15 protein-coding genes are annotated in these 14,326 nt (G+C 59.7%); 9 read left to right on the top strand and 6 right to left on the bottom strand.

Features of this window, described 5'->3' with window-relative positions; all coding sequences use genetic code 11:
- Nucleotides 1-92: 92 nt before the first annotated feature.
- Nucleotides 93-1,466: an aspartate aminotransferase family protein gene (locus EYD00_RS15840; RefSeq protein WP_022562870.1), complete on the bottom strand. Its 1,374-nt coding sequence runs from the start codon at nucleotides 1,464-1,466 to the stop codon at nucleotides 93-95.
- A 16-nt stretch (nucleotides 1,467-1,482) separates the two neighbouring features.
- Nucleotides 1,483-2,319, bottom strand: a complete 837-nt coding sequence (locus EYD00_RS15835; protein ID WP_022562869.1) for a GNAT family N-acetyltransferase — start codon at nucleotides 2,317-2,319, stop codon at nucleotides 1,483-1,485.
- 324 nt (nucleotides 2,320-2,643) lie between these two features.
- Here EYD00_RS15835 and EYD00_RS15830 point away from each other — a divergent pair, with 324 nt between their 5' ends.
- Nucleotides 2,644-3,312 (top strand): haloacid dehalogenase type II, encoded by a 669-nt coding sequence (locus EYD00_RS15830; RefSeq protein WP_022562868.1) that lies wholly within the window; start codon nucleotides 2,644-2,646, stop codon nucleotides 3,310-3,312.
- A 15-nt stretch (nucleotides 3,313-3,327) separates the two neighbouring features.
- On the top strand, nucleotides 3,328-4,602 hold the full coding sequence (locus EYD00_RS15825; RefSeq protein WP_022562867.1) for an NAD(P)/FAD-dependent oxidoreductase: 1,275 nt from the start codon (nucleotides 3,328-3,330) through the stop codon (nucleotides 4,600-4,602).
- Nucleotides 4,603-4,666: 64 nt separating this feature from the next.
- Here the strand turns inward: EYD00_RS15825 and EYD00_RS15820 are convergent, their stop codons facing one another.
- The 4 genes from EYD00_RS15820 to EYD00_RS15805 form a co-directional block, all read right to left on the bottom strand.
- Entirely contained in the window at nucleotides 4,667-5,173 is a 507-nt protein-coding gene (locus tag EYD00_RS15820; RefSeq protein ID WP_022562866.1) for a DUF992 domain-containing protein, read from the bottom strand.
- Nucleotides 5,170-5,517 (bottom strand): BON domain-containing protein, encoded by a 348-nt coding sequence (locus tag EYD00_RS15815; RefSeq protein ID WP_080823375.1) that lies wholly within the window; start codon nucleotides 5,515-5,517, stop codon nucleotides 5,170-5,172. The genes EYD00_RS15820 and EYD00_RS15815 overlap by 4 nt, the downstream gene beginning before the upstream one ends.
- 7 nt (nucleotides 5,518-5,524) lie before the next feature.
- Nucleotides 5,525-5,704 carry a CsbD family protein gene (locus EYD00_RS15810; RefSeq protein WP_004445431.1) on the bottom strand — a complete coding sequence of 60 codons (180 nt, stop codon included), beginning with the start codon at nucleotides 5,702-5,704 and terminating at the stop codon, nucleotides 5,525-5,527.
- A gap of 118 nt (nucleotides 5,705-5,822) precedes the next feature.
- Complete coding sequence (locus EYD00_RS15805; protein ID WP_022562864.1) at nucleotides 5,823-7,322, bottom strand: helix-turn-helix transcriptional regulator; 1,500 nt, start codon at nucleotides 7,320-7,322, stop codon at nucleotides 5,823-5,825.
- Nucleotides 7,323-7,634: 312 nt separating this feature from the next.
- Between EYD00_RS15805 and EYD00_RS15800 the strand changes: the two genes are divergently transcribed.
- The 7 genes from EYD00_RS15800 to EYD00_RS15770 all read left to right on the top strand — a co-directional run bounded on the left by EYD00_RS15800 (nucleotide 7,635) and on the right by EYD00_RS15770 (nucleotide 14,226).
- Nucleotides 7,635-8,543 (top strand): LysR family transcriptional regulator, encoded by a 909-nt coding sequence (locus EYD00_RS15800; RefSeq protein ID WP_034496991.1) that lies wholly within the window; start codon nucleotides 7,635-7,637, stop codon nucleotides 8,541-8,543.
- 147 nt (nucleotides 8,544-8,690) lie between these two features.
- Nucleotides 8,691-9,473 (top strand): carbon-nitrogen hydrolase family protein, encoded by a 783-nt coding sequence (locus EYD00_RS15795; RefSeq protein ID WP_034496988.1) that lies wholly within the window; start codon nucleotides 8,691-8,693, stop codon nucleotides 9,471-9,473.
- Between the two features lie 15 nt (nucleotides 9,474-9,488).
- A complete protein-coding gene (locus EYD00_RS15790) occupies nucleotides 9,489-10,154 on the top strand; it encodes an RraA family protein (protein ID WP_006698407.1) in 666 nt (221 codons plus the stop codon).
- Nucleotides 10,155-10,216: 62 nt separating this feature from the next.
- Nucleotides 10,217-11,257, top strand: coding sequence for an ABC transporter substrate-binding protein (locus EYD00_RS15785; protein WP_034496985.1), 1,041 nt, complete (start codon nucleotides 10,217-10,219; stop codon nucleotides 11,255-11,257).
- A gap of 214 nt (nucleotides 11,258-11,471) precedes the next feature.
- Complete coding sequence (locus EYD00_RS15780; RefSeq protein ID WP_004445420.1) at nucleotides 11,472-12,545, top strand: ABC transporter ATP-binding protein; 1,074 nt, start codon at nucleotides 11,472-11,474, stop codon at nucleotides 12,543-12,545.
- Nucleotides 12,542-13,420: an ABC transporter permease gene (locus tag EYD00_RS15775; RefSeq protein ID WP_034496983.1), complete on the top strand. Its 879-nt coding sequence runs from the start codon at nucleotides 12,542-12,544 to the stop codon at nucleotides 13,418-13,420. Before EYD00_RS15780 ends, EYD00_RS15775 begins: the two co-directional genes overlap by 4 nt.
- 11 nt (nucleotides 13,421-13,431) lie before the next feature.
- A complete protein-coding gene (locus EYD00_RS15770) occupies nucleotides 13,432-14,226 on the top strand; it encodes an ABC transporter permease (RefSeq protein ID WP_034496981.1) in 795 nt (264 codons plus the stop codon).
- The last annotated feature ends 100 nt before the right edge of the window (nucleotides 14,227-14,326 follow it).

Below are 14,326 nucleotides of genomic sequence, written 5' to 3'. Positions count from 1 at the left end.
TCCGAAATGGATCGGCTCTTCGGCAGAATATTGCGAATATCCGCTGTGTGGCGACATTTCGCGAAGGTGCCGGGAAAGAGCCGGTCGCCGCTTCAGGCCATTGCCGCCCGCACGGTCGGGTCCTCTAACGTCTGATCGAGGGTTTTAAGCGTCCGTTCGATTATCGCATCGATCTCGCCATCCGTACAGCAGAGCGGCGGCGCGTAGCCGAGGATGCCGTTCGCGAAGGCGCGTACGATGAGGCCGTTCTCCCAGGCGCGATCAAAAACCCTGCGGGCCGGTATGGCCGCTGCCGGAAGCGGGGTTTTCTTCTCCTTGTCGGTCACAAGCTCGACGGCGGCAAGCATGCCGCGGCCGCGCACATCGCCGACCAGCGGATGGCTTCTCAGCCCTTCCAGCCCCGCCATGAGGTGCGCGCCGGCGCGGCGGCCATTCTCCAGCAGCCCGCCTTCGTAGAGCTTCAGCACTTCCAGACCCACGGCTGCGCTGACCGGATGAGCGGAATAGGTATAGCCATGGCCGACCGCCGCGTCGCCTGCGAAATCGGCAATCGTGTCGTAGACATGATCAGCCATGAATACCGCGCCCATCGGCACGTAGCCGGACGTGAGGCCCTTCGCCGCGGTGATGAAGTCGGGCACGATATCTTCGTCGGCGCAGGCAAAAAGCGGGCCGGTACGCCCGAAGCCGGTGATGACTTCGTCGGCGACGAAAAGGATGCCGTATGACTTGCAGAGGTCCCGCATGGCCTTGATCCAGCCGGGCGGCGGTACGAGCACCCCGCCGGAACCCTGAATGGGCTCCGCATAAAAGGCGGCGACGCGCTCCGGACCGATCGTCTCGATCTTGTCCTTCAGAATTTGCAGGGAGGAGGCGATGATGGCGGCGGGATCGCTTCCGGCCGGGTTGCGATAGGCGTAATGCGACGGGATTTTGTGCTGCCAGTCGTAAGGCACGCCGAAACCAGCATGAAACGCGGGCAGGGCGGTGAGGCCCGAGCCGGCGGTGGTGGAGCCGTGATAACCCTGTTCGATGGAGATGAACTGGTCACGCTGCGGCTCACCCCTGGCGTGCCAGTAATAGCGGATGAAACGGATGGTGCTGTCCACGGCATCGGAGCCGCCAAGCGTGAAATAGACATGGTTCAGGTCGCCGGGCGCTCGGTCGGCGAGTTCCGACGCAAGCCGGATGGCCGGCTCGCTGCCAATGTCGAAATAGGCTGTGGCATAGGGCAATTCCCGCATCTGTCTGGCTGCGGCCTCAACGATGCTGTCATGACCATAACCGGCATTCACGCACCACAGACCGGCAAAGCCATCGATGAGCTGGTGGCCGGTGATGTCGGTGACGGTGGCGCCGCTTGCCGATTTCAGCACCCGCACGCCCAGCTTCTCATGGCCGCGGAAGGAGGAGACGGGGTGCACCAGATGGGCGCGGTCCAGTTCGATCAGGGAATTGCTTAACATGGGTCTCTCTCCGGATTCAGCCGAGTGCCTGGCTGGTCAATGCAAATGTTTTGAATTTTCTGCCGGGGGCGATATCGGTCTTCGGTCGGCGCATGGCGATGCCGCCGCCGACATGGGCAAGACCATTTTCGACGAGCCATGGGGCGAGACCCGTATCGGCGGTGGTGTCCACCCGCAGGAACATGCCGGGGCGCTCGGCAATGAAGAAAGCGATGAGGGCCTTTGCAGTTTCAGCATTTTCTGCCACGACCGGGCCTATTACCTCACCGCGCCCGAAGGCGCGCAGGCCTGCAAAGCCCTTGAGGACGCCCTCCTGCCGGACTTCGGCAAAACGCGCTCTCGCGACAAGCGCTGCAAAGAGCGGGGTGCGGTCCGCGCCGAACGCCTGCGCATCGAGCACCGCAAGCTCCCCTGGAACGACGGTCTCGAGCCAGGCGACACCCGCCGGCTTTTCGCCAGGAACAGGAACGCCCTGATGCTGGAGCACTTCCCCCGAGGCGACGAAGCCCATTTTTTCATAGAGGGGAAGGCCATCGGCCGTGGCGACCAGGCGGCATTCGCGCTCCTCGGCGGCGCCGATCGCCGCATCCATCAGACGGCGGCCAAGACCGCGGCCGCGCATGGCCTCATCCACGATCACCATATTGACGGTGGCGCAGCCATCTCCCAGCAGCGTCGCCATTGCGGTTCCGACGACACGGCCGTTTTCGAGCGCGACGAAGCCATTGCTGATTGAAAGGACAAGCGCCCAGTCTTCCTTGCGATGCGGCCAACCGGCCTGGCGCGAGAGTTCGACGGCGGCGTCAAGATGGTCAGGTTGAAAGGACTGGATGTCGATGGGGCTGGCGTGCATGCCGAAACTCCGTTTGCTCTGCTGGTTCATTGATAGACTGAGGTTTGAAGAAGATTGTCCCGACAAATGGGAAGGTTCGATATGTTTCGCTGTTGCTTTTATCCGTTGCCGCATCTTATGCCGCCTGTCGTGCGCGCCTGGCGGCAAACCGGGCCAGGCGAGGGCATCCGGGTTTCTCCGCGCGCAACTCTCTGCCAAACTGGCAGCTACATACGCAACAATCTGCTTTCGCGACGGGCAATTGCGGTGCGCCGACGGGACAAAGGCTTTCTATGATCTCATTATTCCGGCCACACTCGATCCCCAATCAAGGATGACGACGACATGACCATCTTCCGCCCGAAATACATCACTTTCGATTGCTACGGTACGTTGATTAACTTTCAGATGGCCGAGGCCGCCCGCGATCTTTACGGCGACCGCCTGGATGAAGCGCAGATGCAGGAATTCATCAAGAATTTCTCCGCTTATCGTCTGGATGAGGTCATGCATGACTGGAAGCCTTACGCTGAAGTCGTTCACAACGCGCTGTCACGGACATGCAAGCGCAACGGCGTATCCTTCAAGGACGAGGATGCCATCATGACCTATGAGCGCGTTCCGACCTGGGGTCCGCACGCGGACGTCCCCGCTGGTCTGGCGAAGGTCGCCAACGAAATTCCGCTCGTCATCCTGTCCAACGCCATGGATTCGCAGATCATGTCGAATGTCGCAAAGCTCGGTGCGCCGTTCCATGCCGTCTATACGGCCGAGCAGGCGCAGGCCTACAAACCGCATTTCAAGGCTTTCGAATATTTGTTCGACATGCTCGGCTGTGGTCCGGAAGACATTCTCCACGTCTCGTCCTCATTCCGTTACGACCTGATGTCGGCCCATGATCTCGGCATCAAGAACAAGGTCTGGGTCAATCGCGGCCACGAACCGGCAAACCCTTATTATGGTTATGTCGAGATCGCCGATATTTCCGGTCTCGCGGGTGTTGTCGGACTGTAAGGAAAGGACCAGGCCATGAAGCTCGTCTCCTACTGGCACGATACTGCCCCCTCTTTCGCGGGGGCGGCGGAAGGTCCTGTAGAGGGTCACTATGATGTAGCCGTCATCGGCGGCGGCTTTACCGGTCTTGGTGCTGCGCGCCAGCTCGCAAAAGCGGGCGCGCGCGTCGTTGTTCTGGAAGGGCAGCGGGTCGGCTGGGGTGCTTCCGGCCGCAATGGCGGGCACCTCAATAACGGCCTTGCCCATTCCTATCTTTCCGCTAAGGCGGAGCTTGGCAAGGAACGAGCCATTGCGCTCTACAAAGCGCTGGACGCGTCAATCGACACGCTGGAGAGCCTGATCGCCGAGGAAGGTATCGACTGTAATTTCCGCCGGGCGGGCAAACTGAAAATGGCCTCGAAGCCGCAGCATTTCGAAGGGCTGGCGAGGAATTTCGAAGCTGTCCACGCCGAGGTCGATCCCGATACGGCGCTTCTGTCCGCCGCCGATCTTACGGCGGAAATAGGATCGCCCTTTCATGGCGCCATGCTCTCGAAGAAGAGCGCCATGATGCATATGGGCCGTTATGTGGCAGGGCTCGCCGAAGCTGCCAGCCGTCATGGCGCGGTGATCTTCGAAAATGCGTCGGTGACGAAACACATCCAGAACGGCGGGCTTCACGAACTTGAAACTGCGCGCGGCAAGGTGACCGCGGACAATGTTCTCATTGCGACTGGCGCTTACACGCCCTCTGGTTTCGGTTATTTTCGCCGGCGCATCATCGCCGTCGGCAGTTTCATCATCGCAACGCGGCCGCTGACGGATGCAGAAGTGAAGGCGTCGGTTCCGGGCAACCGCACCTATGTCAACTCCATGAACATCGGCAACTACTTCCGGCTGGCTCCGGATAACCGGCTGATCTTTGGCGGCCGTGCACGCTTCTCCGCCACGTCGGACCAGCGTTCTGACGCCAAGAGCGGAGCGATCCTGACGGAAAGCCTCCATCGCATTTTTCCCCAGCTTTCGCATGTGCCGATAGACTATTGCTGGGGCGGACTGGTGGACATGACCAAGGACCGCTATCCGCGGGCCGGCTATCACGATGGCGTCTGGTATGCCATGGGCTATTCCGGTCACGGGGCGCAGCTTTCCACACATCTCGGCATGGTGGTTGCGGACGCCATTCTGGGGCGGCCGGACAACAACCCGCTAAAGGGGCTTGAGTGGCCGGCGGTGCCAGGTCATTTCGGCAAGCCCTGGTTCCTGCCGCTCGTGGGTTTATATTACAAGATGCTGGACAAGATACAGTAGCCGGCCGCAATTTGTGGCCGCGCCAGCCAGGCGCGGCCACTCCTTGAATGCCCCGGATGCACGGTTAACCCGCGCGCTTCAGTTGAAGGTGGGATACACCCGCTGCAACATTAACGCCGGTTCCCACTTCCGCACTGATAGGCTGCAGGGCAAAGTTTTTGGCATTGCCGCCGATCAGCGCATTGGCGCCGACACCGACCCCGACCGACGCTCCTGCGGAAGCGCCGACATAATCACCGCTCAGCGCGCCGTCACCCACACGGCTTGCCGCCGTGTTCAGCACGATCCAGCTCATAAAGGTCTTGCCGGTCACGCCGATGTCGAGACCGAGCTTGCCGATCTTGCCCGTGTAGCGCTCAGTCTTTCCTGAGCGCTGGCGGAATTCGCAGTTCACCGCCTTGCTGGATCCGACGACGAGGCCGACGCCGCCGGCGATTTCACACGACAGCGTGCCGACACGCTCCTTCTGCGCGGTTTCCGTAGCGCGCTTGCCGTTGTGCTTCGTCTCGGCGGAAGCGAGTGGGGCAATGGCCAGCGTTGCAATTGCAGTTGCGAGAACGAGTTTTTTCATTGTCTGTCACTCCTGTTATCATTCACGAGGCGGATGCGTGGGGAAGAGGCATCCAGATAGGGATAGGGCGGCTGCCGGATCGCCAGATCCGCAATGATCGGCCGCGATGCGAAACATTCCGCGATGATCACCGCACGTTCGAAGGCAGAGAGCGTTTCAACCTCGCCCGAGAGCACAATACGGCCCTCGACCGACGTGACGGAGATTGAGCTTTTCTCCTGTCCGTCAGCATAGGCGATTACGGCCTGCAAGGCGGCGCAGAGGCTGACCTCCTGCGGAAGGCAGCTTGCCGCCGGGGTTGCTTCGCACGCAAGCATCATGGTGAAACCTCCTGCCTTGAACATTGACGGTTCACTTGAATGCTTTTTTGACGGTATCCTTCGTCTGGCCCAGCTTTTCCTGCGCCTGGCCGGCCAGTTTTTCGGCCTTGCCTTCAGCCTGAAGCTTGTCATTGCCGGTGATCTTGCCGGCTGCTTCCTTGATCGTGCCCTTTGCCTGACGGGCGATACCTTCGATACGGTTATTGTCCATGACGAACTCCTTCCATCGTTTGAGCGTGCCGCGGTTGGTAACGGCATGATGGAAAGGTAGCCCTGGAATAGTGCTCCTTGCAGAGCATTAGCTACTAGTTCAACTGGTACAAATTGACCTATTTTGCGGGTGGCGAATGTTGTTTTTCCCGGCGGCCGGCAAAACCGCGCTCCCTAGCCCAGATGACCGCCGCCGTGCGGCGGTTAACGCCGATCTTGCCGTATAGCGACGCAATATGATTGCGGATGGTATGTCTGGACAGGTTCAACCGGTCGCTCATTTCCTTGTCGCTGCATCCGTCGCAGATCAGAGACAATATCTGCTCTTCACGCTCGGTGAGATCCTTGAGCGAAGCGGAGGATGACGCCCCGCGGGAATTCTGCCTGAGCCCTGCCAGCCGTTCCACCACGGTGCGACTGAACCATGATGTATCGGCCATGACGCTCTCGATCGCCTCGATCAGTTCGTTCTCGGAGCGGCGTCGTTCCGTCACATCCTGTATCGCCCAGATGACACAGAGCTGGTCATTGATCTCGGCGCGTTCTGCAGAAACGATACATTCGGCCGCGCTGCCATCGGCAAGGTTCATGCGCAGGTTCTCGTTGCGGATCGGGATATTGTCCTTCAGCCGCTTTTCGACATCGCGCCGTGCTGCCACATCGTCCCACAATTTCAGTTCGCTCGCCGTCTTGCCCACCACCTCGGCTTCCTTGCGTCCGCACAGCGTCAGAAATGCATCGTTGACTTCTGTCAGCACGAAATCTTCAAGCCTCGAAATCGCAGCCGGTGCAGGCGAGAGTCGGAAGGATTTGAAAAAGCGCTCCTCGCTCTGGCGAAGGGCATTTTGTGCTTTCCGGCGGCCGTCGAGATCGGCGAAGGTAAAAAGCATGCACGGCTCTTCGGCAACGGCGATGGTTTCTCCCGCCACAATCACCAGCCGGTCGCCGCCGGGAATGGGGATGAGCGCCTCACGCTGGCGTATGACACGTCCTTCATGCAGGCGTTTCAGCGCATCCTCGCCGGTATCGCATTCGGAAAACAGGCCGAGTTCCTCGACGCTGATGCCGATAATATCCTCCCGGCTGAAGCCGGTCATTTCCAAAAAGCCCTGGTTGACGCGAATGAAGCGCTGGTCTTCAAGCCTGCAGATGAGACCAGGTGCGGGATTTGCGTTAAAAGCACTCTCGAAACGTGCCTCCGCTTCGTAGCGCGGCGTTTCGTCACGAATGATCAGCACCAGCACATCCGGTTTCGCGCCGGCATCTTCCAGGATAAGGCCACGCACGGTGTGCACCCAGCATTCGGTTTCATCGTCACTCGGCGATATTTCCACCGTGACGTCTTCAAAGGTCTCGCCGGCAAGAAGCCGCTCAAGCGGATACTGCCCTGCTTCTAGAAGGTGATTATTGCGATACCGAAGCGTGAAATTCCGCCGGTAGCTTTCGGTATCGTCGCCGAGTTCGGATACCGATTCTATGCGGTGCATCACAAGCGCCGCCCTGTTGGCCCAGGCGATTGTTCCGTCGTTTTCGAGAAGGATCAGCCCGTCGCTCAGCCCGGTTACGAGATTTTGCAATACGAGCCGGTTGATCTTGGGAACGGTCAAGCTGTCGTCCATGTCGCCCCTGGCATCTAGAAACTTTATGCCTTTATAACGCCAAGTTCCGCCAAGTGTTGCAAAGCCGGCATAGACGACACGATAACGCGCCGCTTGACCGCGATAAGCGCCGGAATCGGATGGTGCGGATTTGTTGGCTGTCCGTCATACCGTCACCTCAAGGCTCATTTTCGCCCCCTGCAAACGCGGCGGTGATCACTTGCTTATGGGCGCGCCCATCGGACATACTGCCTCTTGAACCACAGATGCCAAGGGCGAGACGACGCCAGAGACTTGAAGCTGGATCGCGCAGCCATCCGAGAAGATTGAGCCATGAATACCCGATTCCTCGAAACCTTTCTCTGGGCTGCCCGATTGAGCAGCTTTTCGGCAGCCGCGGAACGCTTGCACACGACCCAGGCATCTGTTTCAAACCGCATCGCCGCGCTGGAGCGGGAGCTCGGCGTCGTGCTGTTCACGCGTGATGTGCGCTGCGTCAACCTGACGCCCGCCGGTCGTCTGGCGCTGCAACATGCCGAAAAGATCGTCAACCTCACCGGCGAATTCCGGCAAATCGTCAGCAATCGGGAAGCGCTGAGGGGGACTGTGCGGATCGGTGCTGCCGATACGATCGTGTATGCCTGGCTGCCGCTTCTCATCCGCCGCATGAACGAGCAATATCCCGGCGTCAGTCTGGATCTGACAATCGATACCAGCCTGAAACTTTCACAGCGTATCCAGAACGGCGAGGTGGATGTCGGCTTCATCATGGGGCCGATCATGGCTGCTGACATCTATAACTCACCGCTTTGCACCTTCGAATCCTGCTGGGTGGGCGCGGTCGAACTGCCGCTGCCGGAAACCGGCGTGACGCTTGAAGATATCGCGCATTTTCCGTTGCTTACCTACTCCACCGGCTCGCAGCCGCATCAGGCGTTGCGGGCGCTTCTGGATTCGCACGGCCTGTCCGACAGCCGGATTTATAATTCGAATTCGCTGTCGATCATGACACGCCTCGTGGCCACGGCCGTCGGCGTCGGTGCGCTGCCGCGTGTCTTGGTGGACGGCATCATCAAATCTGGCGAAGCGCGTATTCTCGACATCACGCCATCGGTGCCGCCCCTGACCTTTCACACGGTTTACCAGGAGCGAGGCGACAATGCGCTCGCCCGCGCGATCGCCGACATGGCGACGGAAATCGTCAGTGAAACCACGATTCAGTGGATGACCGCCGCAGCTTAATTTTTATGCTGCATTGCAAGATGATTAATCTATAAGCTTATCTTATGGGTTTCGATAGAGTTTTTCCGTTTGTCACGAAAACAGTTCCCGTTCTTAATTCTCCTCGCAACATGAGAGGAGAGCAACGTGAAAGTCTCACTTGTTCAAATGAATACCCAGAATGACAAGGCAGAGAACCTGAAGGTTGCTGTCGATTTGATTGAGAAGGCAGTCAAGGCGGACAATCCAGACCTTGTTGTTCTTCCTGAATACTTTGCATTTCTTGGAGATAATCCTCAGGAGATGCATGAAAGCGGCGAGGAATTTCCCGGCGGTGAAATCTATACGCTGCTTTCGGGGCTCGCGAAGAAGCATGCCATAACGCTCCATGCCGGCTCCATCGTTGAGAAGGAAGGCAACCGCTTCTATAATTCGACCCTCGTTTTCGGCCCTGATGGCAAGCAGATCGCCCGTTATCGCAAGATTCACCTGTTCGACGTCGATACGCCGAACGGCATCAGCTACCGCGAATCCGATTCCGTCGCCCGCGGCGAAGAGGTCGTAACCTATAAGGTTGGCGACAAGACGGTCGGTTGCGGCATCTGCTACGATATCCGCTTCCCGGAACTGTTCCGTGCGCTGCGGGACAAGGGCGCGGATGTCATCGTTCTGCCGGCTGCATTCACGCTGATGACGGGGAAGGACCATTGGGAAGTGCTGGCCCGCGCCCGCGCCGTCGAGACGCAGACCTATTTCCTCGCCGTCGGACAGATCGGCACCCATGCGGGTGGAAAGAAAGCCTGCTGGGGACATTCCATGGTCATCGATCCGTGGGGTCACATCGTCGCGCAATGCTCCGACACTGTCGGGACAGCCGGCGCCGCTCTCGACTTCGACTATTCGGCCAAGGTGCGCGCCAACGTGCCGGTGGCGAACCACCACGTTCTCTGATCGGAGAAAGACCCAATGTTTATCGTCAACCCCATGCCGGAACAGATCGGCCCCGACATCATCGAACTTCTTGAAAAGGTCGAAGTCGCCACGATCGGCCATGTGCTCCATTCCGGTTTCGTCGATCCTGAAATCCGGGCGGTCCTTCCGGGCAAGCGCGTGGCGGGCACCGCCGTCACGCTTCGCATCCCGAATGCGGATTCGACCATGCTGCACTACCTGACGCAACTCGTGCGTCCGGGCGATATCGTTCTCATCGACCGTTGCGGTGATACCCGCCACGCCTGCTGGGGCGGCGTCATCACCAACACCATGAAGATGGCCGGTGTCAAAGCCGGTGTCGTCGATGGTCCGGCGACCGATTTCTCGGAGTTCACGAAGGTGGACATGCCCATGTGGTGCCGCGGTCCGTCGCCGATCACCACGAAGATCCTCGGTCTGGAAGGCGCGATCAATATTCCAATCAGCGTTGGCGGCCAGGTGATCAATCCGGGTGATGCGATCCTGTGCGATGAGAGCGGCGTGGTCGCCCTTCATCCGAGCCAGGCTCGCGCCATGGCGGAGCGCGCCATCGGCATGCAGGAAGCCGAGATCGTGCTTCTGGAGCGCCTGCGCAACGGCGAGAAGCTGCCGGATATTTCGGGCGCCAATAAATTCGTCCAGGCCAAGCTCAGCGCCTGACACAGGCTTACGGGTGGCGGATCCGTTCGCCACTCCCAATAACAATAGAGGAGAACAGGACAATGAAGAAAACGATACTTCTGAGTGGGATTCTCATGCTCGGTGCGGCTGCCCTGCCGGCGCAGGCCCAGCAGACCGTGACGTTCCTCGGCTATAGCGGCCTTTTCCAGGAGCGTTACACGAAGGCCGTCATCGAGCCTTTCATGGCCGCCAACCCTGACATCAAGGTCGAATATTTCCCGCAGCAGGGTTCTGCCGCCATGCTCGGCTCGCTGCGCGCCCAGAAAGCTGCACCGCAATCCGATATCGCGCTGATGGATGTCTCTGTTGCCAAAACCGGCACGGATGAAGGCCTGTTCGACAAGATCGATGAAAGCGTGACGAAGAATGTCGCCGACCTTTATCCGAACGCGCGCTTCGAAGGTGTGGCCGGTGTTGGCGTGACTTTCGACAACCTGGTTCTCATCTACAATACCGATGCGGTCAAGACCGCCCCGGGCAGCTGGAATGCCCTGAAAGACAGCGCCTTCAAGGGCAAGGTCGCCATGCTGAGCGCCCCTGACATCGTCGGTATCGGCACGACGATCATCATGGATCACATGAATGGCGGCAAAGACTTCATCAAGAATATCGACGCCGGCATCAGTGCGATGGCCGAAGTCGCGCCGAACGTCCAGACCTGGGAACCGAAACCGGAAGTCTATCCGAATGTCGTCAATGGCCAGGTATCGCTGGGCGTGGGCTGGAACGCCCGCAGCCAGGTGAATGCCGATGGTTCCAAGGGCAAGATGAAGGTCGTTCTTCCGAAGGAAGGTACGATTCTCCAGATCAATACGCTCAACCTCGTCAAAGGAGGCCCTTCGTCCGAGGCGGCCCGCAAGTTCGTCGATTATGCATTGAGCCCGGAAGCCCAGGCCGCCTTCACCGCCGCCATGTATTATGCGCCGACCAATGCCAAGGCCACGGTGACTGCCGATGTTAGCGATCGCACGGTCGTCAAGGCGATGGACAAGGTCATTCCGGTTGACTGGATCGGCCTCTCGAAGGTTCGTGACCAGATCACGCAGGACTGGCGTCGCAAGGTCATTCCGCTCAGCCGCTGAGGCTTTTCGCGCCTGGCGTGAGAAATGGCAAGACTTCCGCACCCCTTGTCGGCTGCGGAAGCAGCATACCAAACCTCTCGGCTCATCTTCCCCACCGACGCTCGGATCGGTGGCGAGGTGGGTCGGCGCGCAAGGGACAGGACATGTTCAAGACGCCAAGTGTCTGACATGCTCTGGAGAAAGGCAAAAAGCCAGAATGGGAACTTCAGACATCATGCAGCCAGGATTTCTCTCAATTCGTTCGCTGACCAAGCGCTATGAAACCATGGTAGCCGTGGATAATCTCAATCTCGAGATACCCAAAGGCGAACTGGTCGCCTTTCTCGGTCCGTCCGGCTGCGGCAAGTCGACGTCGCTGCGCATGATTGCCGGGCTTGCCCCGGTGACGTCGGGCTCGATCCTGATCGATGGCAAGGACGTAACCCGGCTTGCGCCCTACAAGCGCGATATTGGCCTTGTCTTTCAGAGCTATGCGCTGTTCCCGCATATGACGGTTCTCAAGAACGTCATGTTCGGTCTTGAAATGCGCAAGGTGCCGGCTGCGGAAGCGGAACGGCGTGCCCGTGAGGCAATCGCCATGGTGCGTCTGGAAGGGCGCGAGGACCGCCGACCGGCCCAGCTTTCCGGCGGCCAGCAGCAGCGTGTCGCACTGGCACGTGCTCTCGTCATCCAGCCCTCCATTCTCCTGTTCGACGAGCCTCTTTCCAATCTCGACGCCAAGCTGCGCGACGAGATGCGCTCTGAAATCCGCCGTATCCAGAAACAGCTCGGCATCACTTCAATCTTCGTCACCCATGATCAGGTGGAGGCGCTCAGCATGTGCGACAAGGTCGCCGTCCTCAATGGCGGGCGTCTGGAACAGCTCGGCACGCCGCATGACCTCTACGAGCGCCCGGCGACGGCATTCGTCGCCTCTTTCGTCGGCCGCACCAACCGCCTGGTCGGAAACGCGGTCGGCGATCACATCACGGTCGGTGATGCGGTATTGCGGGCGCCCGGTTCGCACAATGGCAAGATCGACCTTATGGTCCGGCCGCATCGCATGGCCATGACGGTGGCCGGTGACGTCGCGCCCGATTTCGAGGGAGCGCCGGTCAATCGTATCGCCGGTGAAGTCCGCGATGTCTATTATGCCGGTGACATCCTCCATTACGAGATCGCCGCGGGCGGCCAGACGCTGTCCGTAGAGCGTGCCACATCAGGCGGCGAAACGCCGGTGGCGGCGGGCAGCGCAGTCAGCCTCGTCTGGCGCGTGGAGGACACGCTGGTCTTCGGAGCAAACCAATGACAGCGGCGGTCATGATCACGGCTCCCGGCAGCCGTACATACTCCATGGTGTTTCTCGCAACGCTTCTTCTCGGGCCGATCATTGCGGTCAACGGCCTTGCCTTTGTGATGCCGGTCTTCAACCTGCTCCTGCTTTCCTTCCGCGAAAGCCTCGGCGGCGGCGGTCTTGGCGAAGCCCACACACTCGACAACTGGACATCGACGCTGACCGACGGTTTTTATATCGAACTGATCGGCCAGAGCATTCTGACCAGCCTCTTGATCACCGTCCTCACGCTTATCGCTTCCTATCCCATCGCGCTCTATCTTCACCGGGCGCAGGGTCGCTGGAAGACGCTGCTGCTGGTACTGGTCATCTCGCCGCTTTTGACCTCGGCCGTGGTGCGTACCTATGGCTGGATCGCGATCCTTGCCGATGACGGCCTCATCAACAATATCCTCTTCGCATTCGGTGCGGAAAGCGGTGTGCGGCTGCTGTTCAACAAGGTCGGCGTTGTCATCGGTCTCACCGAAATCCTGATGCCCTATATGATCCTGGCGCTGCTTGCCGGTTTCGGCAGGCTCGATCCGCGTGTCGAGGAGGCGGCCGAAACACTCGGCGCATCGCCCTGGAAGGTGTTCTGGCGCATCATCGTGCCGCTCACCATGCCCGGTGTCGCGCTCGGTTGCCTGCTCTCTTTCGTCCTCGCCGTCAGTTCGTTCATCACCCCCAAGCTGCTTGGCGGCGGGCGTGTCTTCCTTCTGGCGACGGAAATTTACGATCAGGCCATCGTGACGCTCAACTGGCCGCTCGCTGCGACGTTGTCGATGATCATTCTCGTGATCTTCGGTGCGGCTCTGGTGCTTTATTCCCGGCTTCTGCGGGCCATTCTTTAGGGAGATCAAAGATGGAAGAACGTCCCGTTCCGCTGGCGCTGAAAATCGTCGCCTTCATCATGTTCGTTTTTCTGCTGGCGCCCGTGGTGCTCGTGGTGCCGATCTCGTTTTCGGCCGATAGCTACATGGCTTTCCCGCCTTCGGGCTGGAGCCTGCGCTGGTATGTGGATCTCATGCATGATTCGAAGATGATGGGAGCGCTGGGCACCAGCACCCTTCTCGCCATCATCGTCACCGTGCTGTCCATGCTGATCGCGCTGCCGGCCTCCTATGCCATCGTTCGCATGCGGGTCATCGGCGCGGACGCGCTTCTCGCCTTCTTCACCGCGCCGCTGCTGCTGCCGACAATCGTTCTCGGCCTTGCTATTCTCATCGTCTTTGCCGGTGCCGGTCTGCTCGGCACCTTCACCGGTCTGGTGATCGCGCATCTCATCATCGTGCTGCCTTATGCGCTGCGTGTGCTTACCACCTCGCTTGCCGGCCTGCCGCTGATCTTCGAAGAGGCCGCCTCCACCCTGGGCGCATCGCCGCTCACGGTTTTCCGCCGCGTGACCATGCCGATGATTGCGCCGGGTGTCGTGGCGACGGCGGCGCTTTCCTTTTTGGTGTCGTTCGACGAAGCCGTGATTTCGCTGTTCCTCACGGGTCCGCGCATCACCACGCTTCCGGTCGCCATGTATCAGCATGTGGAGACGCAGGCGGATCCGCTTGTTGCGGCCATTTCCGTTCTCTTGATCGTGCTCACACTTGCCGTCGTTTTCATCGTTGACCGCACGGCGGGCCTGACAAAGACTTTTGTGAAGTAAAGTCGCGGGGGTCGCCGGCCGGTGCCGGCTGCCCCTGACTGGCAAAGACGAAGATTTCATCCCCGTTTATCAACACCGCTTCTGCATCGGTGCGACTCGT

The organism is Agrobacterium sp. 33MFTa1.1 (assembly GCF_004328495.1).
GTDB lineage: Bacteria > Pseudomonadota > Alphaproteobacteria > Rhizobiales > Rhizobiaceae > Agrobacterium > Agrobacterium pusense.
This window is presented reverse-complemented; position numbering and strand designations above follow the sequence as displayed.

What these genes read in the sequence shown, in the direction of transcription:
- EYD00_RS15840 (WP_022562870.1), bottom strand. Translation starts at nt 1,466, where the DNA reads ATGTTAAGCAATTCCCTGATCGAACTGGACCGCGCCCATCTGGTGCAC.
- EYD00_RS15835 (WP_022562869.1), bottom strand. Translation starts at nt 2,319, where the DNA reads ATGCACGCCAGCCCCATCGACATCCAGTCCTTTCAACCTGACCATCTT.
- EYD00_RS15830 (WP_022562868.1), top strand. Translation starts at nt 2,644, where the DNA reads ATGACCATCTTCCGCCCGAAATACATCACTTTCGATTGCTACGGTACG.
- EYD00_RS15825 (WP_022562867.1), top strand. Translation starts at nt 3,328, where the DNA reads ATGAAGCTCGTCTCCTACTGGCACGATACTGCCCCCTCTTTCGCGGGG.
- EYD00_RS15820 (WP_022562866.1), bottom strand. Translation starts at nt 5,173, where the DNA reads ATGAAAAAACTCGTTCTCGCAACTGCAATTGCAACGCTGGCCATTGCC.
- EYD00_RS15815 (WP_080823375.1), bottom strand. Translation starts at nt 5,517, where the DNA reads ATGTTCAAGGCAGGAGGTTTCACCATGATGCTTGCGTGCGAAGCAACC.
- EYD00_RS15810 (WP_004445431.1), bottom strand. Translation starts at nt 5,704, where the DNA reads ATGGACAATAACCGTATCGAAGGTATCGCCCGTCAGGCAAAGGGCACG.
- EYD00_RS15805 (WP_022562864.1), bottom strand. Translation starts at nt 7,322, where the DNA reads ATGGACGACAGCTTGACCGTTCCCAAGATCAACCGGCTCGTATTGCAA.
- EYD00_RS15800 (WP_034496991.1), top strand. Translation starts at nt 7,635, where the DNA reads ATGAATACCCGATTCCTCGAAACCTTTCTCTGGGCTGCCCGATTGAGC.
- EYD00_RS15795 (WP_034496988.1), top strand. Translation starts at nt 8,691, where the DNA reads ATGAATACCCAGAATGACAAGGCAGAGAACCTGAAGGTTGCTGTCGAT.
- EYD00_RS15790 (WP_006698407.1), top strand. Translation starts at nt 9,489, where the DNA reads ATGTTTATCGTCAACCCCATGCCGGAACAGATCGGCCCCGACATCATC.
- EYD00_RS15785 (WP_034496985.1), top strand. Translation starts at nt 10,217, where the DNA reads ATGAAGAAAACGATACTTCTGAGTGGGATTCTCATGCTCGGTGCGGCT.
- EYD00_RS15780 (WP_004445420.1), top strand. Translation starts at nt 11,472, where the DNA reads ATGCAGCCAGGATTTCTCTCAATTCGTTCGCTGACCAAGCGCTATGAA.
- EYD00_RS15775 (WP_034496983.1), top strand. Translation starts at nt 12,542, where the DNA reads ATGACAGCGGCGGTCATGATCACGGCTCCCGGCAGCCGTACATACTCC.
- EYD00_RS15770 (WP_034496981.1), top strand. Translation starts at nt 13,432, where the DNA reads ATGGAAGAACGTCCCGTTCCGCTGGCGCTGAAAATCGTCGCCTTCATC.